Below are 20,921 nucleotides of genomic sequence, written 5' to 3'. Positions count from 1 at the left end.
GTCACCTCATTGCTGGCTTGCCGGCTGCAATCAGCACAGCGCGGATATCGTTGACATTGGTAAGCGTTGGGCCGGTGCGCACGAGGTCTCCAAGGCGGTCGAAGAACGTGTAGCTGTCATGGGCTGCCAGATAGGCCCGTGCGTCGAGGCGATTGGAGGCGGCGCGCCGCAGCGTATCCGGACTGATCAAAGCTCCAGCCGCATCTTCCGTTCCATCAATACCATCGCTGTCTCCCGCAATCGCCCAGATATCGGACGTACCGGACAAGGCGATGACAAGCCCGAGCAGGAATTCGGTGTTGCGGCCGCCGCGGCCCGCCGGCCCGCGTCCGATCGTCACCGTCGTCTCGCCGCCGGACAGCAGCACGGCAGGGGCAGGGCCGGGCTGCGCATGTCTCCCGACCGACCGGGCGATGCCCGCCATCACGGTTCCGAGTTCGCGCGCCTCGCCTTCGATCGCGTCTCCAAGGATGATCGGGGTCAAGCCTTCATCCCGTGCGGCCCTCGCCGCAGCATCAAGCGCGTGGAACGGCGCGGCAAGGATGCGGGCATCGGCCTCGATCTCGCCAGGTTTCGGGGTCTCGTCGGCTCGCGCGAGCACGAGCCGCGCCGCGTCCGGCAGGTCGATCGCAAACCGGCGCACGATCTCCTGCGCATCGGCTTTTGTGCTGCTGTCCGGCAGCGAGGGACCGGAGCCAATCGCTGTGGGATCGTCGCCGGGAATATCTGAGATCACGAGGGTCGTGACGCGGGCGGGGCGGGCGGCGAGCGCCAGCCGTCCGCCCTTGATCGCGGACAAATGCTTGCGGACGACGTTCATCTCGACAATCGTTGCGCCGCTTGCAAGCAGGGTACGGTTGACCGCCTGCTTGTCGGCGAGGGTCATCGGGGACGCAGGAAGGGTCATCAGGGCCGAGCCTCCGCCGGACATCAGGGCGATGACGAGATCGTCAGCTGAAAGTCCCTGAACGGCGCTGAGCATGCGAAGGGCGGCGGCCTTGCTCGTGTCGTCAGGCACGGGGTGAGACGCCTCGAGCACTGCGATGCGGCCGGCGGGAACGGAATGGCCGTGGCGCGTCACCACGACACCTGAAAGGTCGACATCAGGCCAGGCCGCGTCGAGGCCTGCGGCCATCGCCGCCGAAGCCTTGCCCGCGCCGACGACGATGCATCTGCCCTTCGGCTTTGCCGGCAGGGCGCGTGCGACGGTTATCCTTGGATCGCAACTGGCGATGGCAGTATCGAAGATCCTCCGGAGCGCCGTCCGAGCCCGCAAGTCCGTCCAATCAGTGTTCAATCGCCGTACTCCGGCCAGGTGCAGGCGCGATCGCGGCCTTTGCCGTCGTCTCACTGCCGAGAATGAAGGCGCGCCGCATCGGCTTGATCACCAGCAAGGCCGTGAGGGCCGCGGTGGCATTGAGCGCAACCGCGACGATGAACACGGCCTGCCAGCCGAGCTGCGAGGAGATGATGCTTGCGAGCGGTACGAGCAGTGCCGCGGTGCCCTTCGCCGTGTAGAGCATGCCGTTGTTGGTGGTTGCGTACTTGGCGCCGAACGTGTCGCCCGACGTCGCCGGAAACAGGCTGTAGATTTCGCCGAAGACGCCGAAATAGATCGCCGTGGCCAGCACGAAGACAACCGGAATGTGGCCGTAGGTGGACAGCGTCAGCAACATCAGCGCCGCAGTCGCGAACGCGATGAACATCGTGTGCTCGCGGCCGATCGTGTCGGAGACCCAGCCAAAGAACGGACGGCCGAACCCGTCGAACACACGATCGAGCGAGATGGCAAAGGTCAGCGCCGCCATCTGGAAGCCCGCCAGGGTGACCGGCGTGTCCGCGATCTTGAAGTCATGGGCAATCGGCCCGATTTGCGCCGCGGTCATCAACCCGCCGGAAGCCACCATGACGAACACCAGGTACATGACCCAGAAGATCGGCGTGCGCAGGACCTGCGGCGGCGTGTAGTCGATTGCGCTCTGCGGCAGATTGAGGCGCTTTTTCCTCGGCGCCTCGACGCCATGCGGCGGGCGGACGAACCAGGCTAGCAGGAGAACGATCAGGCCTTGCCCGATTCCGAAGGTCAGGAAGGTGCTTTGATAACCGCTGGCGGCAATCATGTTGGCGATCGGCACGACGGTGAGGGCTGCGCCGGCGCCAAAGCCTGCGGCGGTCGCGCCTGCGGCCAGGCCGCGCCGGTCCGGAAACCATTTCAGCGCGTTGCCGACGCAAGTGCCGTAGACGGCGCCGGCGCCGATGCCCGCGACAATAGCCGCCGCATAGAGCATGACGAGGGAAGAGGCGTAGGAGTTCAGCACCCAGGCCAATCCGATCATCAGCCCGCCGAACATGATGACGATGCGGGGGCCGTATTTGTCCACGAACCAAGCTTCCACCGGCACCAGCCATGTCTCCGTCATCACGAAAATCGTGAAGGCGAGCTGGATGGCCGGACGGCCCCAGTGAAACTTGGCGTCGATCGGATCAACGAACAGCGTCCACCCGTATTGCAGGTTGGCGATCATTGCCATGCAGACGATGCCGATCGCGAGCTGGAGCCAGCGGAAGCCGCCGGGCGACGATGCCGCTTTCGTGCTGGAGATCATGTGCGCTCCCAAAAGAGGTGGTGGTCGTTGGGTCCGGCTGCGTCGGGCTGTCGTCCTGCCGCCGCCTACTGACGAAATTCGTTGGTCAACTCGCCGATTCCGTCGATCGCGACGGTGACCGTATTGACGGACTCCTTCATCACCCCGACGCCGATCGATGTCCCGCAGCAGATCAGGTCGCCCGGCAACAGCGTCATGTCGTGTGAGATCTTGCTGACCAGCGCCTGCGCGCTGAAGATCATGTCGGCGATCGGGTAGTTCTGGCGCTCCACCCCGTTGAGGATGGTGCGCACCACAAGGCGTGCGGGGTCGAGGCCCGAGGCAATCACGGGACCGAAGGGGCCATATCCGTCGAAGCCCTTGGCCCGCGCCCATTGCGGGAAGGTCGGGTCGCGATTGAGAATGTCGGCGGCAGTGACGTCGTTGGTGCAGGTGTAGCCGAAGATGAAGCTGTCGGCCTGTTCGGGGGCGACGGCGGTGCAGCTCTTGCCGATGACAATGCCGAGCTCGCCTTCGTAGGTTGTCTTGCCGTCGTAGCCCGGGGGGCGCGTGATGATGGCCCCAGGCGCGGTCACGCTGGTTTGCGCTTTCAACAGGTAGAGCGGTTCGGCAGGCTCAGGTGATTTCAGCTTCTCCGCCAGCGCGTGGAAATTGTTCCAGAGCGCGATGATCTTGCTCGGCTCGGTTGGCGCGAGCAGTTCGACGTCGTCAAGCGCCAGCGTCTGTCCGGTCGGTCGTGTGTCGCCGAACATCTCTCCTGCATGCACGGAGATGCCGGACGGGGTGAGTTGCCCGAAGCCGGTTTCGGCACGGTGGCGGAAGCGGACCCAGCGCGTCACATTGGCCATCGCGATCACGCCACCGCAAGCGATTGGGCGTCGACGCCGGCTGCCCCGTCATAGAGGCCCGCCAGTCTGCTGCGCTGCGCGACCAGCGCCAGCACCGCGTCGAGTGCGGGCGTCGCAATCCCCGTCATCCGGCCCATCTCCTGCACCACGGTGATCAGCGGATCGATCTCGACGGGGCGTCCGCGCTCGAGGTCCTGCAGCATCGAGGTCTTGTGCGCGCCGACCTTGCGTGCGCCCTCGATGCGGCGTTCGACATCGACCCGGAACTTGACGCCGAGGCTTTCCGCGATCGCCTGCGCCTCCAGCATGATCGCCCTGGACAGCGCCCGCGTGCCGGGATTGGTGCAGATCACGTCGAGGGTCGCGTGGGTGAGCGCGCTGATCGGGTTGAAGCAGACATTGCCCCACAGCTTGAGCCAGATCTCGTCGCGGATGCGGTCGAGCACCGGTGCCTTCATGCCCGCCGCCGCGAACAGGGCGGCAAGCCGCTCGACATCAGGTGTGATCTCACCGGAGGGTTCGCCGAGCGGAAAGCTGTTGCCGTAGACGTGGCGGATCACGCCGGGCGCCTCGATTTCGGTGGCGGGATAGACCACGCAGCCGATGGCGCGCGCGGGGTCGAGTTCGTTCCACTGCCGTCCGCCGGGATCGATGCTCTCAAGCGCCGATCCTTCGTGCCTTCCGCCGTGCTTGTAGAAATACCAATAGGGAATGCCGTTGACGGCGGTGACGATGCGGGTCCGCTCACCCAGCAGGGGGCGCATCGGTTCGATAACGCCGGTGATCGAATGCGCCTTGAGGCAGATGATGACGAAATCTTGCTCGCCAAGTTCGGCGGGGTTATCGGTACAGCGAGGATGCACCACGCGCTCCTCGTCGCCGATCAGGAGCTTCAGGCCGTTCTGCCGCATCGCGGCGAGATGCGCGCCCCGCGCGACCAGGCTGACATCGGCGCCAGCGCGCATAAATTCGACACCGAGATAGCCGCCGATGGCACCGGCGCCGTAGATGCAGACCTTCATGAAATCCTCTCGAGCAGAGTGGGGACACAGCATGAGCCGCAACGGCTCGAACCGGGTTGCGTGGCAATGGCCTCGGAAAAGTCCGTCAGGCCGCGCAGGCGGCTTCCTCCAAGGCAAAGCCGATGTCCCGCATGCTCACGACGCCGACGAGCCGGCCGTTGTCGATGACGGGAATATGGCGGATGTCGTGACGGACCATCAGTCGCTCGACATCGGTGAGCGCGTCTTGCGAATTGCAGGACACCAGCGGCCGCGGCGAAATGAACTGCGCGACTTTCGCGGCAAGACCACCCGTGCCGCGCTCGGCGATCACAGCGACGATGTCGCGCTCGCTGAACATTCCGACCACGGCGGCGTCGACGCTGCGCGAGGCGTTTCTGACCACGAGTGCGCCGACATTGCTCGCGTACATCAGGTTCGCTGCAATGCTCACGGTTTCGCTCGAGCCGATCGTCACCACGTGCGCACTGTTAGTGCGAAGGATGTCCCCGACATACATGGCTTGGTCCTCCCGGTTGCATCATTGGGTCGTTAAGAAGCAATCGTGGTATACATTATCCCAGAAGTCAAACAAAAGAATCGCCGCGTTACGTAAGAAAATGGCAAAAATACTGACCCATTCTCAAATTCCGCGACCTTGACTCAAACGTCTTTTGGTATGCCATATGCCAATTGTGACGCTCGTTATCGGCGAGCAATTTCGTTCTGAACCGCAACCGGTTAGGGGCAGGTCGTGATGAAAAGAGAGCCGATCCGGCGCAAGCCGTCCGATCCCGATTTTCGCGCGCAACCGGATCAGGACGCGCGAGACGGCGGCGTTCAATCGGTCGATCGCGCGCTGCAAATCATGGAAGCGCTTGCAGAGGATGACGAAGGCTATCGGCTGACCGATCTTGCGATCCGCATCGGCTTGCCGCCGTCGACGGCTCACCGGCTGCTGACGACGCTGGAGAACCGCAGGTTCGTGCAATTCGACCGCGAGGAGTCCAAATGGCACATCGGCGCGCAAAGCTTCGTGGTCGGTTCGACCTTCATGCGTCGGCGCAATTTTTCCGCGCGGGCATTGCCCTATCTGCGCAAGCTGCGCGACCAGACCAGGGAAACCGCCAATCTTGCAGTGGTCGATGATGATTCCATCATCGTCGTATCCCGCATCGAAAGCCGGGAGATCATGCGTTCGCTGACCAAGGTCGGCGGACGCGTGGCGTTGATTGCCTCGGGCGTGGGGAAGGCGGTGCTGGCCGCGTATTCCGATGCCGATATCAACGCGATCATCCGTCGCCGCGGCATGCCGCGCCTGACGGAAAAGTCGATCATTCGGCCGGGCGAGCTGTTTCGAGAATTGGAGACCGTGCGACGCCAGGGCTATGCGGTGGACGATGAAGAGGCGCGGCTCGGCCTGCGCTGCGTGGCCGCAGTCGTCTTCAACGATTGCAGCGAGCCGTTCGCCGCGGTTTCGGTATCGGGGATGGCGGATCGGCTGACCGACGAGCGCCTGCCAGAGATCGGCGCCATCGTCCAGCAGATCGCAGCCGAGCTCTCCGCAGAGCTTCGCGGCAACAGCCGCACGCAACCGTAGCAGGGCGCAAGGCCTGCGGCTGATCTCGTCCTCGCCGGTTTCCATTCTTTCGCAGGCGCTAATCATTTGGAGACATGCAAGAAATCGCGAGCGTTGCCATAGCGCGGAAAATCCAATCGATTGCGTTGAGATCGATGATCGCGGGCCTGATGATCATGCTCAGGCCAACTCATAGCGAAGCGGGATCATCAGATGAAAATGCGAGCAGTGGATGCAGCAGTGCGCATTCTCGAACGCGAGGGGATCACCTGCGCGTTCGGCGTTCCCGGCGCCGCGATCAACCCGCTTTACTCCGCGCTGAAGCGCAACGGCTCGATCCGGCACATTCTGGCGCGCCACGTCGAAGGCGCCTCGCATATGGCGGAAGGTTATACCAGGGCGAAAGCAGGCAATATCGGCGTTTGCATCGGCACATCGGGCCCCGCCGGAACCGACATGATCACCGGCCTCTATTCGGCGATCGCGGATTCGATTCCGATCCTCTGTATCACCGGTCAGGCGCCGCGGGCGCGGCTCTACAAGGAAGATTTCCAGGCCGTCGACATCGAGGCGATCGCAAAGCCCGTGACGAAATGGGCCGTCACCGTGCGCGAGCCGGCGCTGGTGCCGCGCGTGCTGAGCCAGGCCTTCCATGTCATGCGGTCGGGGCGGCCGGGACCGGTGCTGATCGATCTTCCTCTCGATGTGCAACTGGCCGAGATCGAGTTCGACGACGAGACCTATTCGCCGCTGCCGGTCTACAAGCCGACGGCGACGCGCAAGCAGATCGAGAAGGCGCTCGAAATGCTCAACGCCGCGGATCGGCCGCTGATCGTGGCCGGCGGCGGCGTGATCAACGCCGATGCGTCCGAGCTCCTGGTCGCCTTCGCCGAAGCGGTCAACGTTCCGGTCGTCCCGACGCTGATGGCGTGGGGCGCCATTCCGGACGATCACGCGCTGATGGCCGGTATGGTCGGCCTGCAGACCAGCCATCGCTACGCCAACGCCACGATGCTCGAATCCGATTTCGTGCTCGGCATCGGAAACCGCTGGGCCAACCGGCATACCGGTTCGATCGAGACCTACACCAAAGGTCGCAAATTCGTCCATGTCGACATCGAGCCGACACAGATCGGACGGGTTTTCAATCCGGACCTCGGCATCGTGTCGGACGCCAAGGCCGCGCTGGAAATGTTCGTGACCATCGCCCGGGAGTGGCGGAAGTCCGGCAAGCTGCGCGATCGGCAGGCCTGGCCCGCAGCCTGTCGCGATCGCAAGCGCTCGATGCTGCGCAAGAGCCATTTCGATAACATCCCGATCAAGCCGCAGCGCGTCTACGAGGAGATGAACAAGGCGTTCGGCCGCGATACCTGCTACGTGACGGTGATCGGATTGTCGCAGATCGCGGGTGCCCAGTTCCTCAACGTCTATCAGCCGCGCAACTGGATCAACGCCGGGCAGGCCGGCCCGCTCGGCTGGACACTGCCCGCCGCGCTCGGCGTGCGCGCCGCCGATCCCGACCGCGACATCGTTGCGCTGTCGGGTGATTACGACTTCCAGTTCCTGATCGAGGAGCTCGCGGTCGGGGCGCAGTTCAATCTGCCCTACATCCACGTCGTCGTGAACAATTCATATCTCGGGCTGATCCGGCAGGCGCAGCGCGGCTTCGATATGGACTATCACGTCCAGCTCTCGTTCGAGAACATCAACGCACCCGAGATCGGCGCCTACGGCGTCGACCACGTGACCGTCGCGGAGGGACTGGGCTGCAAGGCGATCCGGGTGACGGATCCGAACGAGGCACAGGCCGCGTTCGCGACCGCGCGCGAGCTGATGGCGAAGCACCGGGTGCCCGTGGTGGTGGAGTTCATTCTCGAGCGGGTCACCAACATCGCGATGGGAACGGAGATCGACAACATCGTCGAATTCGAGGAGGTGCTCGATCTCCCGCTCGATGACGTGCCGAGCGCACAACGATCCGGCACGTTATTGCCGGCTTGACGACCTCATTCAGCGCTGCCCCAAGCGGAGATACCACCCGTGCCTCAATTTGCCGCCAACCTCACCATGCTCTTCAACGAGCTGCCGTTCCTCGATCGGTTCGCGGCCGCCAAGGCCGCCGGCTTCAACGCAGTCGAGTATCTTTTTCCCTATGACTTCGAAAAGGGCGCGTTGCGGGAGGAGCTGGCGCGCTGTGGGCTGACCCAGGTGCTGCACAATCTTCCGGCCGGCAATTGGGCCGCCGGTGAGCGGGGCATTGCGATCCTGCGCAATCGGGTCGATGAATTTCGCGACGGCGTGGTGCGCGCGATCGACTACGCGAAGGCGCTGGATTGCCGGCAGCTGAACTGCCTGGTCGGTATCGCTCCCGCCGGCGCTGATGCCGCAGAGCTGCGCGAAGTCCTGGTGTGGAATCTGCGCTTCGCCGCCGGCGCGCTTGGCCAGCATGGGATCAAGCTCCTGATCGAGCCGATCAACACGCTCGATATTCCCGGCTTCTTCCTAAGCGGAACGGAACAGGCGGTGCAGCTCATTTCCGACGTGAGTTCATCCAACCTGTTCATCCAGTACGACATCTATCACATGCAGATCATGGAAGGTGATCTGGCGCGGACCCTGCAAAAGCATCTCGGCCGGATCGCGCATGTCCAGCTCGCCGACAATCCTGGCCGTTACGAGCCGGGGACCGGCGAGATCAACTATCCCTATTTGTTCAAGCATCTCGACAGCATCGGGTATCGCGGCTGGATCGGATGCGAATACAAGCCGCGGACGACCACACTCGAGAGCCTCGCCTGGCACGCCGCGCAGACCTTCGTGACCTAGAGCTTTTGCGTTCCGTTCGAATCGGAACGGAGCTCTGGATTTTTGCTTTGACGCGTTTTCTTCACGCGAACGGTATCCGCTTCGCAGGAAAACATCCCAATCCGGCTGACAGGAGCGACGACAAATGAAAGACATAGGATTCATCGGGCTCGGCACTATGGGACGTCCGATGGCGAGCCACCTCCTGGCTGCCGGCTATCGCCTGTTCCTGCACGACGTCGCACCCATTTCGCCAGAGCTGATTGCGGCCGGCGGTATCGCTTGCGAGTCCGCCAGGCAGGTGGCGCAGGAAGCAGACGCCGTGATCATCATGGTGCCGGACACGCCGCATGTGGAAGCCGTGCTGTTCGGTCAGGGCGGCGTTGCGGAGGGGGTCTCCAAAGGCATGATCGTGGTCGATATGAGCTCGATCTCGCCGCTGGCGACGAAGGAGTTTGCGCGCAAGATCGATGCGCTCGGAGCCGACTATCTCGACGCGCCGGTTTCCGGCGGCGAGGTTGGCGCAAAGGCGGCAAGCCTGACCATCATGGTCGGCGGGCGGGAGCGGGCGTTCAACGCGATGAAGCCCCTGTTCGACGCGATGGGAAAGAATGTTACGCATGTCGGCGGCAATGGCGACGGCCAGACCACCAAGGTTGCGAACCAGATCATCGTGGCGCTGACCATCGAGGCGGTGAGCGAGGCCCTGCTGTTCGCGTCCAAGGCGGGCGCCGATCCTGCGCTGGTGCGCAAGGCGCTGATGGGCGGCTTTGCCTCGTCCCGGATCCTCGAGGTGCACGGCGAGCGCATGCTGAAGCGCAATTTCGATCCGGGCTTTCGCATCGAACTGCATCAGAAGGATCTCAACCTCGCGCTGGAAGGTGCGCGGGCGCTCGGCTTGTCGCTGCCGGGCACCGCGGCAGCCCAACAGCTATTCAACGCCTGCACCGCGCTCGGCGGCAAGGCCTGGGACCATTCCGCAATTCTGCGGGCGCTGGAAGTCATGGCGGGCCACGAGGTGGCGGCTGCCTGAGCTTCATGCAAGGATCACGGTGCCGAACTGCAATGGCCGGTCCTGATGACGAGATCGACGGCCCGGCACCCGTATCTCAAAAGACCGGTCTCTGGCGCCTTGACACGGTAAGTAAAAATATTATTACAAGCCGTGCTTGGGAGAGACGGCTGATGTTGCAGACAAAACGAAGCTATGGCGGCATGGTGACCGCGCCGCACCACCTCGCGGCGCAGGCTGGGCTCGCGGTCCTGTCGGAAGGTGGCAATGCGATCGAGGCGATGATCGCCGCGGCCGCGACGATTGCCGTGGTCTATCCGCATATGAACGGCCTCGGTGGCGACAGCTTCTGGCTGGTCGGCCGCGCCGGTTCGATGCCGGTCGGGATTCAGGCTTGCGGACGCGCCGCGATTGCAGCGGATCGCAGCTGGTATCGCGAGCGTGGCTGCAGCAGCATTCCTGGCCGCGGCCCGCTGGCCGCGCTGACCGTCGCCGGGACCGTCGACGGTTGGCAGAAGGCCTATGAGCTCAGCCGCGATCGTCATGACGGTCGGCTGCCGATGGCGCGGCTGCTCGAGCCCGCAATCCGGCATGCCGAGGAGGGCGTGGCCGTCACCAGCACGCTGCACGAGAACATCCGCAAGAAGCGGCATGAGCTCGAAAACGTGCCCGGCTATGCCGAGGTTTATCTGCCGCAAGGCACCCCACTCGCGCTCGGTGCGCGGCTGCGGCAGCCGCGTGTCGCCGCGACGCTGGGGCGTCTGGCCAAGGCCGGGCTGGCTGATTTCTATCGCGGCGAACTGGCGCGCTCGTTGGCGGTCGACCTCGAGCGGGTAGGGAGCCCGCTGCGATTGGCTGATCTGGAGCGGCATCAGGCATCGCTGGTGACGCCGCTGTCGGTCGAGGTGTCCGGACACAAGGTCTTCAACATGCCTCCGCCGACGCAGGGGCTGGCCTCGCTCCTGATCCTGGCGCTTTATGCCCGGCGCATCGCTGGCGAAGCCGATAGCGTCGATCATCTGCACAGGCTCGTCGAATGCACGAAAGCTGCGTTCCGTATCCGCAACGGCCACGTGACCGATCCCGACTACATGAAGCGCCCGGCCGCCGAATTCCTGTCCGAGCAATCGCTCGCCGCGCTTCACGAAACCGTATCCGACCGCCGCGCCGCGCCGTGGCCCGATCCGTCCAAGCAGGGCGATACGGTGTGGCTCGCTGCGACCGATCGCAGCGGGCTCAGCGTCAGCTTCATTCAAAGCGTCTATTGGGAGTTTGGCTCGGGCGTCATCCTCCCCGAGAGCGGAGTCACCTGGCAAAATCGCGGAACGAGCTTCAGCTTAAACGAGACCGATACCAATCGGTTGGATCCGGGACGCCTGCCGTTCCACACGATCCAGCCGGCGATGGCCGAACTCGGCGACGGGCGACTGATATCCTTCGGCACGATGGGCGGAGAAGGGCAGCCGCAGACCCAGGCCGCCATCTTCTCCCGCTACGCCATGCACGGCCGGGAGCTGCAGTCGGCGATTACGGCGCCGCGCTGGCTGCTCGGTCGCACCTGGGGCGAGGAAAACAACAATTTGAAGATCGAATCCCGCTTCGATCCCGCGATCATCGATCGGCTGCGCGCGCTCGGCCACGACATTCAGGTGACTGGCCCGTTCGAGGAGGTCATGGGACATGCCGGCGCAATCGTCTGGCATCCGGACGGCCTGATGGAAGGGGCCAGCGATCCGCGCAGCGACGGCGTCGTTGCGACCCGCTGAGGGGCATTCGCTGCTCTCGATCCGCACGTATTGCGTCGTGCGGCTTGCCCCGCTAGCGGGACGGCTTGCTGAGGCGCGCCGTCGCCTTCGATCCTGCCGACTTGTCCTTGCGATCCGCGACAGGGGCCGTCAGCCAGGTCAAGATCATGTCCTGCGCATGCTTGCGGCGCAGCTCTAGCCAGTCCGACGCGCCGAGATCCTTGTCGAACATCGCCGACAATGTGTACCGGTTGGAAACGTGGAAATAGCTCATCGCGGTGATTGAGACATAGAGCTGGATGGGATCGACGTCATCGCGAAACAGGCCCGCCGCCACGCCTCGCCGCAGAATGCTTTCGATGCTTGCAACCAGCGGCAAAGTAAGCTCGGCAATCTTGCGCGACTTGCGCATATTGCGTCCGCGTTGAAGGTTCTCGGTGTTGATCAGGGCGATGTAGTTCTGGTGCTGCCCGAAGAAAGTGAACGTGAAATCGATCAACCCACTCATTGCGGCGATCGGCTCGAGATCATCCAGTTTCAGCCGCTGTTCGGCCGCGCGAATTTCGGTGTAGACGTCCTCGAGGACGGCAATGTAGAGCCCGTTCTTGTCGCCGAAATAGGCGTAGAGCAGGCGCATGTTGGCCTTGGCGCGCTGCGCAATGGCCTCGACACGAGCGCCGCCGAGGCCATTGTGACAGAACTCGAAGGTCGCGGCGCGCAGGATCGCTTCCTTGGTGAGCGCGGAGTCGCGAGGCCGCTTTCCGCGTGTGGTGGTGCGGGTGGGGCTGGTCGGTGCTGTCGTCTCTGTCACGGCGTCAACCTTGCCTGGGCTCGGGTATTCACGCAGGGCACGTCCGCATCAGGCCACATCGGGCAGCGGACCGGTTCCCGGCGCAAGCAGCTGGGATTGAGATCGGCATTACGACTGTTCGTCAAGTGCGATTCCTCCATGTTTACTGCTTCCGGGCGCCGGCCGCCACCATCACGCCGTTGTGCCCGACGAGTCGGCCAGCCTTGTAGACATCGCGCGGCTTGGGACGAGCGACCACGGCTTCCTGGACATGCCGGGCGTCCAGCACGACGAAATCCGCCGTCCCGCCGATCGTGAGGCCGTAGTCCTTGAGGCCAAGCGCGCGCGCTGCGTTGGTCGTCACCATGTCAAAGGCCGCGGCCAATTGATCGTCAGTGTTGAAGCCGGAGCGATAGCCGACCATCATTGCGCGCTCGAGCAGATCGCCGTCGCCGTAGGGCCACCAGGAATCGCGGATGTTGTCGTTGCCGGAGAACACGGTGACACCGGCATCGCGAAGCAGCAACACGGGCGGAAATGCGTGTGCGCCCGGAGCATTGGTTAAAATGGCGACGCCGGCCTCGGCAAGCTGCTGCGCGGTACGCTGAGCCACGTCGCTAGCCACTTCGCCGAGCGCGTAGGCATGGCTGATCGTGACCTTGCCGCCAAGACCCGACGCTTTGGTGCGTCGCGCGATCTCCTCGATCTCCGAGATGCCCTGCAAACCGCCGTCATGCAAGTGAATGTCGATGCCGACGCCATGCCGTTCGGCGATCCCGAAGACGACGTCGAGATGCCCGGCGACGTCACCATCATGGCCTGCGGGATCAAGCCCGCCGACCAGATCGGCGCCGGCGCGAACGGCTTCCTCGAGCAATTGGGCCGTTCCGGGCGATGTCAGGATGCCGCTCTGGGGAAACGCGACGATCTGGATCGAAAGCTTCTCCCGGTGCGCCTCCCGCGCGGCGGCGATGGGCTCGAAATGTCGCAGGCCGACCTTGGCGTCGACATCCACATGGCTGCGCATCTGAGTCGTGCCCTGCGAGACGCAAAGGTCGATCAGGGCCGCAGCCCGAACCGGGATCGGCTTGGCGCCGGCGAGCGCTTCCTTCTCGAATTTGACGCGCTCGCGCACGCTGAAGCCGGCGGTGCAGGGCCGATGCGGCTTCCAGTCGTCGCCGATGAAGCATTTGTCGAGGTGGATGTGACCTTCGACCATGCCGGGCAGCACCAGGCGTCGGCCAAGGTCGCGCCTTTCGCCGACTGCGCCGTAGCTTTGCGGGGACGACGCGATCGCCACGATCTTGCCGCCGCGGACGGCGATTTCGACCAGTTGGCCGTCGGTCAGCCGCGCGTTCTGAAAGAGTGTGTCGATGGCAGTCAATTCGAGTCTCCAGTTTTCTTATGTCGGAACGATGCCGTCGGGCAGGGCACGCGAAAATGCCGCGATCTCGCCGGCGGTGGTGATCCAGATGTCCTCGCGCCTTGCGACGATCGCCTGCAGGGCGCGTCGCAGCGGCCGCAGCCGGTGCGGCTGGCCGACCAGGTATGGATGCAGCGCGATGCCCATCACCAGCGACTGCTTGGCGGATTGGGTAAGCATCTCCTCGAATGTGTCCGTGATCATGGTCGCAAACTGTTCGCCGCTGTCCTTGCGCCCGACAATCGAGGGGATGTCGTTCAGTTCCTGTGGATAGGGGACGGACAGGATCCGCCCGCCAGCCCTCGTCGCGAACCACACCGGCTGGTCGTCCATGCACCAGTCGAGCAGATATTGGTAGCCCGCTTCGGCGAGAAGGTCCGGCGTTACCGCGGATTGCGAGATCCACGGACCGAGCCAGCCGAGCGGCCGCCGTCCCTCGGCACGCGCGATGACATCGGTCGCCTCCTCGATCAGTCGCTGCTCCTCGGCCGGTGAGAGTACGCCTTGCCGTTCGGAATTGGTCCGTCCATGGCCGACGACCTCGTCGCCGCGCGCGCGAAATGCGTCCATGACTTCCGGGCAGTAATGATAGATGCTGCTGTTCACGAGCACGGAGACGGGCAGTTTCAGTTCGTCGAATAGATCGATGAGCCGCCACACGCCGACCCGGTTGCCATAGTCGCGCCAGGCGTAATTGAGGACGTCCGGATGCGGACCGCCCGGACAGAGTTCGGCACCGAGTCCGTCGCCGAAAGCGAAATGCTCGAGGTTGAGCGCGATGTAGACCGCGAGCCGCTTTCCGTGTGGCCATACGAAGTCGGGGCGGCGCGTGATCGCGCTGTAGCTGTAGCGGTCATGAGAGATGAGACCCCGCGCTGGATCCGCCGCTTGTGCGGATGTTGCACCGCCAAGAACGCCACGTGAGGTGGCCCGCTCCGGTTCTGCTCCAGTCTCCCGTTGCATTGCAATCTCCATTCGGCGCGCGATCAGCCGCTTGACATTCGTCAATTTGTGAAGAAAGTTTTTACTTCCGTCAAGGCCGCGGAGACGGCGGCAGCGGACCAGAGGCGGCTCGGGAGCCGTCGGAGCGGGAGGAATTGCAGAAATGAGCTACGCTTGTACCCCCATCACCGGGTTGTGCCGCCGCGTTGTCTTGCAGGGCGCGCTCGCCATTCTCATCGGCTCCGTGCCGCTTGCGGAGCGGGCGCGGGCAGCTGAGCCGATCAAGATCGGCCTGGTCACGGCGCTGTCGGGCCAGTCGGCGCGCGCCGGCGAAGCATTGACCCGTGGTGCCACGATCGCGATCGAGGAGATCAACGCGAAAGGGGGCGTGCTCGGCCGTCCGCTGGAGCTGGTGCGCCGTGACGATGAAAGCAATCCTGCGAAGGGGCTGACCGCCGCGCGCGAACTGATCCAGCGCGAGAAGGTCGCGGTGCTGCTCGGCGGTCTCGATACGCCCGTCCAGCTCGCGATCGTGCCGTTCGTCAACAACGTCAAGATGCCGTTCGTGGTGCCGTGGGCCGCCGGCACCAACATCACGCAGAACGGCGCCGCGTCCAACTATGTATTCCGCGTCTCGGCGATGGACGACGAGGTCGACAAGGCGATCGTTGCGTTCGCCGGCAAGACCTTCGCAGCCAAGAAGCCGGGCCTCATCCTCGTCAACAATCCCTGGGGCGAATCGAACGAGCATGGCCTGCGCGCGGCGCTGAAGGCGGCCGGCATCGAAGCGGCGGGTGTCGAGAAGTTCGAGGCGAACGATGTCGACGTGGTCGCGCAATTGTCCCGGCTCAAGCAGGCGGGCGCCGACTCCCTGTTCCTGGTCGGCAATGTCGGTCCATCCTCGCAGGTCGTGAAATCGCTCGACCGGATGGGTTGGGCACCGCCGATCGTGTCGCATTGGGGGCCGGCCGGCGGCCGCTTCACCGAGCTCGCCGGGCCGAGCGCCGAGAGCGTCGTCTTCGTCCAGACCTACAGCTTCTTCGGCAACCTCTCGCCGGTCGGCAAGCGCGTGCTCGCCGAGTTGCAGGCGAAGTATCCGGACATCAAGGGCCCGGCGGACGTGACGCCGGCGGTCGGCTTCGCCAACGCCTATGACAGCGTCCTGGTGATCGCCGGCGCGATCCAGAAGGCCGGTGGCACGGATCCGACCGCCATTCGTGACGGCTTTTACGGAATCGACCGGCTGGAAGGCCTGATCAAGACCTATGAAAAGCCGTTCGCCAAGGACAAGCACGATGCGCTGACGGCGCAGGACTACATCTGGGCCCACTTCGAAGACAACCACATCCTGCCGTTCAAGAACTGACGGCAGCGGTCGTCCAGCAAGCAGATCGGGGTGATCATCGATGTCGTTTCTTTCGGCGATAATAACCGGAATGGCGCTGGGGAGCATGTACGGTCTGCTCGCGCTGGGCTTTCACGTCACGTACGCCGTATCCGGCACGGTCAACTTCTCGCAGGGCAGCTCGATGACCCTGGGAGCCGTTGCCGGATACTTCTTCCTCATCGTGTGGGGCTGGCCGGCCGCGATCGGCATCCCCGCGGTGCTGCTGGTCTGCGCGGTTTACGGCGTTCTGATTGAACGCTTCGCGGTTCGTCCGTTCGTGCTGCGCGGGTCGGACAACTGGCTGATGGCGACCGTTGCGGTCGGCATCATCGTCGACAATGTGATGCTGTTCGTGTTCGGCAAGGAGCCGCGCAGCTTCCCGTCGATGCTCGCGGCCAAGCCGATCCAGATCGTGGAGGGGGCAGGGGTCTATCCGCTGCAGCTCCTGATTCCCGTGGTCGGGCTGTTGCTTGCGCTGGCGCTGCATCTGATCACCCGCCGCACGCGGCATGGCGTCGCGATGCTTGCGGTGGTGCAGAATCCCAATGCCGCGCGGCTGATGGGCATCAATGTCAGCGGCGCCATTGCCGCGAGCTATGCGGTGTCGGCCATGCTGGCAGGCGTCGCCGCGCTGCTGATCGCACCGCTGTTCAACGTCTCGTCCGAGATGGGCACGCTGTTCGGCATCAAGGCGTTCGCCGCCGCGATCATCGGCGGTCTCGCCAGCGCCTGGGGCGTCATGCTGGCTGGATTGTGCCTTGGCCTGATCGAGGTGTTCGCGACCAACTATCTCGGGTCGGTCTACACCCAGATCATCACGTTCGCTTCCGTCATCGTCATCCTCGTCGTCATGCCGCACGGGCTGCTCGGCCGAGCTGGAGTTAAGAAGGTATGACCTCGCGCGCCTCCCTTCTCGTCGCGTTCGCGGCGTTCGCCATTGCCATCGGCTATGCCGCGGTCGCGGACAGCTATTCGGTGTTCCTGATCGCGACGATTTCGCTGACGGCGATCGGCTGCATCGGCCTCAACGTCCTGCTCGGCCTCGCGGGCCAGATCTCGCTCGGCCATATCGGCTTCATGGCGATCGGTGCGTACACCACCGTGCTGCTGATGGAGAAGGCCGGCTGGCCCTACCTCGCCGCGACGGCGGGGGCCATCGTGCTGGTCAGCATCGTCGGCGGGCTGCTCGCGATGCCGGCGCTGCGCGTGCGCGGGCCGTATCTGGCGATGGTGACGATTGCCTTTGGCTTCATCGTCGAGCACGTCACGATCGAGTGGCGCGATCTCACCGGCGGCGGCAACGGTCTGATGCTGAGTGCGCCGCCGAGCGTGTTCGGCTATACGCTGTCCGAGCGTTCGCTTGCCATCGCGGGCGTCGTGCTGGTGTTTGCCGGTCTCATCCTGTTCGAGCGGCTGAAGCGCAGCGGCTGGGGCTATGCCATGCGAGCCGCCCGCGATACCGAGGTCGCGACGCGTTCGCTCGGCATCGATCTGGTGCAGGTCCGCGCCGTGGCCTTCGTGATCTCGGCGGCCGCGATGGCGCTGGCCGGCGCGCTGTTCGCGCCGCTGCAGGGCTATATCAGTCCGAGCTCGTTCCCGTTCCTGCAATCGGTGCTGCTGTTGTTCGCCGTGATGGTCGGCGGCGCCGGCTCGGTGCTCGGCCCGGTGATCGGCGCCGCGCTGGTGGTGCTGCTGCCGGAAGCGCTGTCGGATCTCGCCGAGTATCGCCTACTGGCCTTCGGCGTGCTGCTGTTCGTCGTGCTGCGCGCTGCGCCCTCCGGCATCGTCGGCCTCGCGGAGCAACTCGCGGCAAGAGTCCTGCCGGCACGCAAGCCGGTGGCCGGGCCCGCGATCGCCGCGGCGGAAACCGATGCGGCGATCCTCGAGACCCACAACGCGGCGGGGCTCGACGTGACGGATCTCTCGATCTCGTTCGGCGGCGTGCGCGCGGTCCAGGGCGTATCGTTCAAGGCGGCGCCCGGTGCCGTCACCAGCATCATCGGTCCCAACGGCGCGGGCAAGACAAGCGCGCTCAATCTGCTCTGCGGCTTCTACCGGCCGCAGGCGGGGACGGTGAAGCTCGGCGATCGCGATGTCACGGGCATGACGTCGCATTTGCTGGCGCGGGTCGGCGTGGCGCGCACGTTCCAGACCACGCAGCTGTTCGGGTCGCTCACGATCCTGGAAAACATCCTGCTGGCCGAGCGGGTCGGCCGTCTCGGCGGCGTTGTCTCCGCGCTGCGCAACGCGGAGACCGAGAGTTTCGCCCGGTTCCTGCTGCGCTTTGCCGGTGTCGACGGCGATGTCGATCGTCTTGCGGATTCGCTGTCCCATGGCGAGAAGCGCCTGGTCGAGATCGCGCGCGCGCTCGCTTTGCGGCCCCGCATCCTGCTGCTCGACGAGCCCGCGGCCGGCCTCTCCAAGGGCGACAAGCAGCGCCTGACCGCGCTGTTGCGCCGGATCGCCGATCTCGGGATCGCCGTCATCATCGTCGAGCACGACATGCCGATGATCATGTCGCTGAGCGATCTCATCGTCGTGCTCGACGGCGGCAAGCGCATCGCGATCGGCGATGCGGCGGCGATCCGCAACGACCCGCTGGTCCGCAAGGCCTATCTCGGCGACGCGACGGCCGGTGAGAAGAGCCGCGCGCCGCGGCCGGCGCGGCAGGGCACCGCACTCGAGGTCAAGACGCTCGATTCGTTCTATGGCCTGTCACGCGCCTTGAACGGGATCGATCTGGTGGTCGCTCCCGGCGAGGCGGTCGCCGTGCTCGGCGCGAACGGCGCCGGCAAGACCACCCTGATGCGGTCGATCGCCGGTCTCGAACCGCCGCGCTCCACGGGTGAAGTGCGGCTCGCCGAGACGCGCATCGACAGGATGCCCGCGCATGTTCGTGCCCGCTACGGCGTCGTGCTGGTGCCGGAAGGGCGGCAGGTGTTTCCGGAGCTGACGGTGAGGCAGAACCTGCAACTCGGCGCCTATGCGCGCAAGGGAATAGACCTCGATGCCGAGATCGAGGCGATGTTCGTGCGCTTCCCGCGGCTGAAGGAGCGCATCGACCAGCGCGCCGGCCTGCTGTCCGGAGGCGAGCAGCAGATGCTCGCGGTGGCGCGCGGACTTCTGACCGGGCCGAAGATCTTCATGCTGGACGAGCCGTCGCTCGGATTGGCGCCGCTCGTGGTCGATGAACTGTTTGCGTCCTTCGAGCGGCTGCGCAGCGAGGGCATCACCATCATCGTGGTCGATCAGATGGCAGGCCACGCGCTCGCGCTGGCCGACCGGGCCTATCTCCTGGAGACCGGTGCGATCCTGAAGAGCGGCGCCGCCGACATCATCGCCGAGGATCCGCTGCTCGAGGCGGCCTATCTGGGTGGCGAGGCCCAGGCCGGCGCGCCACAACGGCTCGCGGCACAGGCACGCTGAGGGAGGCGAGGGCGGATGTTGGTCGAAGGCCGCGAAACGGACGGAAGGCAGTCGGGTCGCGCGGGCGCGCCGGACGAGCGGCGTCCCGAATCCGCAGCGACGGTCTGTGCCGATGTGGAAGTGGGGCTCCTCGCCGACAGGGCGCTTCGCGATCGCGCCGCGGGCCAGGTCGTCGCCGTGTTCGAACGTTCGTTCTACGCCGTGATCGACGGGATCTGGATCTGCGTTGGACGGATCGGCATCGGATCGGGTCCGTTGCATGTGGTCGGCGACTTCCGATGGCCGGGCCTTGTGGTCGGCGATCCCGTGCGGGTCGCGGACTCCATTCTGTGGATCGGAGCGACGCCGCTCGCGAATCTGGCCGCGCGGTCGGTCTGGGCGCCGCCCGCTGCACCACACTGGTCGACGGCCAGCCTGCGACGCGGCCTTGATACCGTCGACGAGGTGTGGGGCGGTGATCTGACTTCGGAGGGCCTCGCCGTGGTCGGGGCCGGACATGCTCCGGGCGACGCCTCCGCGCTGGTTCGGGCTGCCATGCCCGGTCTCGCTGCGTTGGAGCTCATCCTCGCAGGCTCGGATGACGATGCGGATCGAGAGTCCGGGCTTGCCAGCCTGCTCGGTCTCGGGCCGGGGCTTACGCCATCCGGCGACGACCTGATCGGCGGTGCGCTGATTGCGCTGGCAGCGCTGGGACGCATCGAATGTCGCGACGCATTGTGGGAACATTGCCGCGCGCTGCTCGATGGCACCAACGACATCAGCCGAATCCATCTGCGCGCGGCGGCGCTGGGCTACGGGGCGGCGGCACTGCACGCTGCCATCCATGCAACGATGAGCGGCGAGGCCGCCGGATTTCGTCGCGCCCTCACGGCCCTGACGGCGATCGGGCATACATCCGGACTGGACGCATTTGCCGGCAGTCTGATCGTCCTGCGGCGCGCCGCCCTGCGCGAGCGGTGACGCCGTTGCAGCTCAGATTTCGAGTTCTCCCAGACTGCTCCGAACGAAGTTCGGAGCTCTTTTTTTGAGGCGCGATTGCGCTTCGGCCGGTCCGCTGTTCGAGGGTTGAGGAAATTCGCACTTTCCGAGAATCCGATCTTGACGAAGTAAGTGTTGTCTTATTAACTCGACACAACCAAAACGAACTTTGTTAGGGCGGAGACGATGACGGATCAGGATAGGCCGCAGTATCAGCAGTTGCTGGCGCGCAAGGTCGAAGTCGTGAATGTCGGGCTTGAGGGGTTCGTGAAGGACCTCCGCGACTGCGGCATCGACGTCGTTCACGTCGACTGGAAGCCGTCGGCGGGCGGAGATCCGCAGATGGCGGCCCTGCTCGCGAAGCTCGGTGTGTGAGGGC

General features: G+C 64.8%; 18 protein-coding genes. 10 read left to right on the top strand and 8 right to left on the bottom strand.

Translation table 11 applies throughout. The features are described 5' to 3' along the window. Nucleotide 1: 1 nt before the first annotated feature. The 5 genes from HU230_RS17525 to HU230_RS17505 all read right to left on the bottom strand — a co-directional run bounded on the left by HU230_RS17525 (nt 2) and on the right by HU230_RS17505 (nt 4,975). The gene (locus HU230_RS17525) at nt 2–1,297 is read right to left on the bottom strand and encodes a glycerate kinase type-2 family protein (protein WP_176530575.1); all 1,296 of its coding nucleotides are present in this window, start codon (nt 1,295–1,297) and stop codon (nt 2–4) included. Next, nucleotides 1,287–2,606, bottom strand: coding sequence for an oxalate/formate MFS antiporter (oxlT, locus tag HU230_RS17520; RefSeq protein ID WP_176530576.1), 1,320 nt, complete (start codon nt 2,604–2,606; stop codon nt 1,287–1,289). Before oxlT ends, HU230_RS17525 begins: the two co-directional genes overlap by 11 nt. A 65-nt stretch (nt 2,607–2,671) precedes the next feature. Next, the gene (locus tag HU230_RS17515; RefSeq protein WP_176530577.1) at nt 2,672–3,454 is read right to left on the bottom strand and encodes a fumarylacetoacetate hydrolase family protein; all 783 of its coding nucleotides are present in this window, start codon (nt 3,452–3,454) and stop codon (nt 2,672–2,674) included. 5 nt (nt 3,455–3,459) lie between these two features. Continuing rightward, nucleotides 3,460–4,476, bottom strand: a complete 1,017-nt coding sequence (locus HU230_RS17510; protein ID WP_176530578.1) for a 2-dehydropantoate 2-reductase — start codon at nt 4,474–4,476, stop codon at nt 3,460–3,462. 85 nt (nt 4,477–4,561) lie between these two features. After that, nucleotides 4,562–4,975, bottom strand: a complete 414-nt coding sequence (locus HU230_RS17505) for a CBS domain-containing protein (RefSeq protein WP_176530579.1) — start codon at nt 4,973–4,975, stop codon at nt 4,562–4,564. A gap of 237 nt (nt 4,976–5,212) precedes the next feature. On the opposite strand from HU230_RS17505, the gene HU230_RS17500 reads away from it, so the two are divergent. From HU230_RS17500 to HU230_RS17480, 5 genes are all read left to right on the top strand, one after another. Further along, a complete protein-coding gene (locus tag HU230_RS17500; protein WP_176530580.1) occupies nt 5,213–6,055 on the top strand; it encodes an IclR family transcriptional regulator in 843 nt (280 codons plus the stop codon). 192 nt (nt 6,056–6,247) lie between these two features. Then, the gene (gene gcl, locus HU230_RS17495; RefSeq protein ID WP_176530581.1) at nt 6,248–8,035 is read left to right on the top strand and encodes a glyoxylate carboligase; all 1,788 of its coding nucleotides are present in this window, start codon (nt 6,248–6,250) and stop codon (nt 8,033–8,035) included. Between the two features lie 39 nt (nt 8,036–8,074). Beyond that, complete coding sequence (gene hyi, locus HU230_RS17490; protein ID WP_176530582.1) at nt 8,075–8,860, top strand: hydroxypyruvate isomerase; 786 nt, start codon at nt 8,075–8,077, stop codon at nt 8,858–8,860. A 124-nt stretch (nt 8,861–8,984) separates the two neighbouring features. Continuing rightward, nucleotides 8,985–9,872 (top strand): 2-hydroxy-3-oxopropionate reductase, encoded by an 888-nt coding sequence (locus tag HU230_RS17485; RefSeq protein ID WP_176530583.1) that lies wholly within the window; start codon nt 8,985–8,987, stop codon nt 9,870–9,872. A gap of 152 nt (nt 9,873–10,024) precedes the next feature. Next, nucleotides 10,025–11,617 (top strand): gamma-glutamyltransferase family protein, encoded by a 1,593-nt coding sequence (locus HU230_RS17480; protein WP_176530584.1) that lies wholly within the window; start codon nt 10,025–10,027, stop codon nt 11,615–11,617. 52 nt (nt 11,618–11,669) lie between these two features. Here the strand turns inward: HU230_RS17480 and HU230_RS17475 are convergent, their stop codons facing one another. The 3 genes from HU230_RS17475 to HU230_RS17465 all read right to left on the bottom strand — a co-directional run bounded on the left by HU230_RS17475 (nt 11,670) and on the right by HU230_RS17465 (nt 14,772). Continuing rightward, a complete protein-coding gene (locus HU230_RS17475) occupies nt 11,670–12,407 on the bottom strand; it encodes a TetR/AcrR family transcriptional regulator (RefSeq protein ID WP_176530585.1) in 738 nt (245 codons plus the stop codon). 142 nt (nt 12,408–12,549) lie between these two features. Next, nucleotides 12,550–13,770 carry an amidohydrolase family protein gene (locus HU230_RS17470; protein ID WP_176530586.1) on the bottom strand — a complete coding sequence of 407 codons (1,221 nt, stop codon included), beginning with the start codon at nt 13,768–13,770 and terminating at the stop codon, nt 12,550–12,552. 18 nt (nt 13,771–13,788) lie between these two features. Next, on the bottom strand, nt 13,789–14,772 hold the full coding sequence (locus HU230_RS17465) for a polysaccharide deacetylase family protein (protein ID WP_176530587.1): 984 nt from the start codon (nt 14,770–14,772) through the stop codon (nt 13,789–13,791). 142 nt (nt 14,773–14,914) lie between these two features. Between HU230_RS17465 and HU230_RS17460 the strand changes: the two genes are divergently transcribed. The 5 genes from HU230_RS17460 to HU230_RS17440 all read left to right on the top strand — a co-directional run bounded on the left by HU230_RS17460 (nt 14,915) and on the right by HU230_RS17440 (nt 20,917). Continuing rightward, complete coding sequence (locus HU230_RS17460; protein ID WP_176530588.1) at nt 14,915–16,117, top strand: ABC transporter substrate-binding protein; 1,203 nt, start codon at nt 14,915–14,917, stop codon at nt 16,115–16,117. 40 nt (nt 16,118–16,157) lie between these two features. Then, nucleotides 16,158–17,033 carry a branched-chain amino acid ABC transporter permease gene (locus tag HU230_RS17455; RefSeq protein ID WP_176530589.1) on the top strand — a complete coding sequence of 292 codons (876 nt, stop codon included), beginning with the start codon at nt 16,158–16,160 and terminating at the stop codon, nt 17,031–17,033. Then, on the top strand, nt 17,030–19,564 hold the full coding sequence (locus HU230_RS17450) for a branched-chain amino acid ABC transporter ATP-binding protein/permease (RefSeq protein WP_176530590.1): 2,535 nt from the start codon (nt 17,030–17,032) through the stop codon (nt 19,562–19,564). Before HU230_RS17455 ends, HU230_RS17450 begins: the two co-directional genes overlap by 4 nt. 15 nt (nt 19,565–19,579) lie before the next feature. Beyond that, the gene (locus tag HU230_RS17445; RefSeq protein WP_176530591.1) at nt 19,580–20,524 is read left to right on the top strand and encodes an oxamate carbamoyltransferase subunit AllH family protein; all 945 of its coding nucleotides are present in this window, start codon (nt 19,580–19,582) and stop codon (nt 20,522–20,524) included. A 204-nt stretch (nt 20,525–20,728) separates the two neighbouring features. After that, nucleotides 20,729–20,917, top strand: a complete 189-nt coding sequence (locus HU230_RS17440; RefSeq protein ID WP_050404632.1) for a hypothetical protein — start codon at nt 20,729–20,731, stop codon at nt 20,915–20,917. The last annotated feature ends 4 nt before the right edge of the window (nt 20,918–20,921 follow it).

Origin of the sequence: Bradyrhizobium quebecense (genome assembly GCF_013373795.3) — a bacterium.
GTDB lineage: Bacteria > Pseudomonadota > Alphaproteobacteria > Rhizobiales > Xanthobacteraceae > Bradyrhizobium > Bradyrhizobium quebecense.
Note: the sequence above shows the minus strand (reverse complement) of the source record. Positions and strands in the feature narration are given on the sequence as shown.

Excerpts from the sequence above, each read along its gene's own strand:
- HU230_RS17445 (WP_176530591.1), top strand. The coding sequence starts at position 19,580 with ATGTTGGTCGAAGGCCGCGAAACGGACGGAAGGCAGTCGGGTCGCGCG.
- oxlT (WP_176530576.1), bottom strand. The coding sequence starts at position 2,606 with ATGATCTCCAGCACGAAAGCGGCATCGTCGCCCGGCGGCTTCCGCTGG.
- HU230_RS17500 (WP_176530580.1), top strand. The coding sequence starts at position 5,213 with ATGAAAAGAGAGCCGATCCGGCGCAAGCCGTCCGATCCCGATTTTCGC.
- HU230_RS17515 (WP_176530577.1), bottom strand. The coding sequence starts at position 3,454 with ATGGCCAATGTGACGCGCTGGGTCCGCTTCCGCCACCGTGCCGAAACC.
- HU230_RS17450 (WP_176530590.1), top strand. The coding sequence starts at position 17,030 with ATGACCTCGCGCGCCTCCCTTCTCGTCGCGTTCGCGGCGTTCGCCATT.
- gcl (WP_176530581.1), top strand. The coding sequence starts at position 6,248 with ATGAAAATGCGAGCAGTGGATGCAGCAGTGCGCATTCTCGAACGCGAG.
- HU230_RS17455 (WP_176530589.1), top strand. The coding sequence starts at position 16,158 with ATGTCGTTTCTTTCGGCGATAATAACCGGAATGGCGCTGGGGAGCATG.
- HU230_RS17480 (WP_176530584.1), top strand. The coding sequence starts at position 10,025 with ATGTTGCAGACAAAACGAAGCTATGGCGGCATGGTGACCGCGCCGCAC.
- HU230_RS17510 (WP_176530578.1), bottom strand. The coding sequence starts at position 4,476 with ATGAAGGTCTGCATCTACGGCGCCGGTGCCATCGGCGGCTATCTCGGT.
- HU230_RS17505 (WP_176530579.1), bottom strand. The coding sequence starts at position 4,975 with ATGTATGTCGGGGACATCCTTCGCACTAACAGTGCGCACGTGGTGACG.
- HU230_RS17485 (WP_176530583.1), top strand. The coding sequence starts at position 8,985 with ATGAAAGACATAGGATTCATCGGGCTCGGCACTATGGGACGTCCGATG.
- HU230_RS17465 (WP_176530587.1), bottom strand. The coding sequence starts at position 14,772 with ATGCAACGGGAGACTGGAGCAGAACCGGAGCGGGCCACCTCACGTGGC.
- HU230_RS17440 (WP_050404632.1), top strand. The coding sequence starts at position 20,729 with ATGACGGATCAGGATAGGCCGCAGTATCAGCAGTTGCTGGCGCGCAAG.
- HU230_RS17460 (WP_176530588.1), top strand. The coding sequence starts at position 14,915 with ATGAGCTACGCTTGTACCCCCATCACCGGGTTGTGCCGCCGCGTTGTC.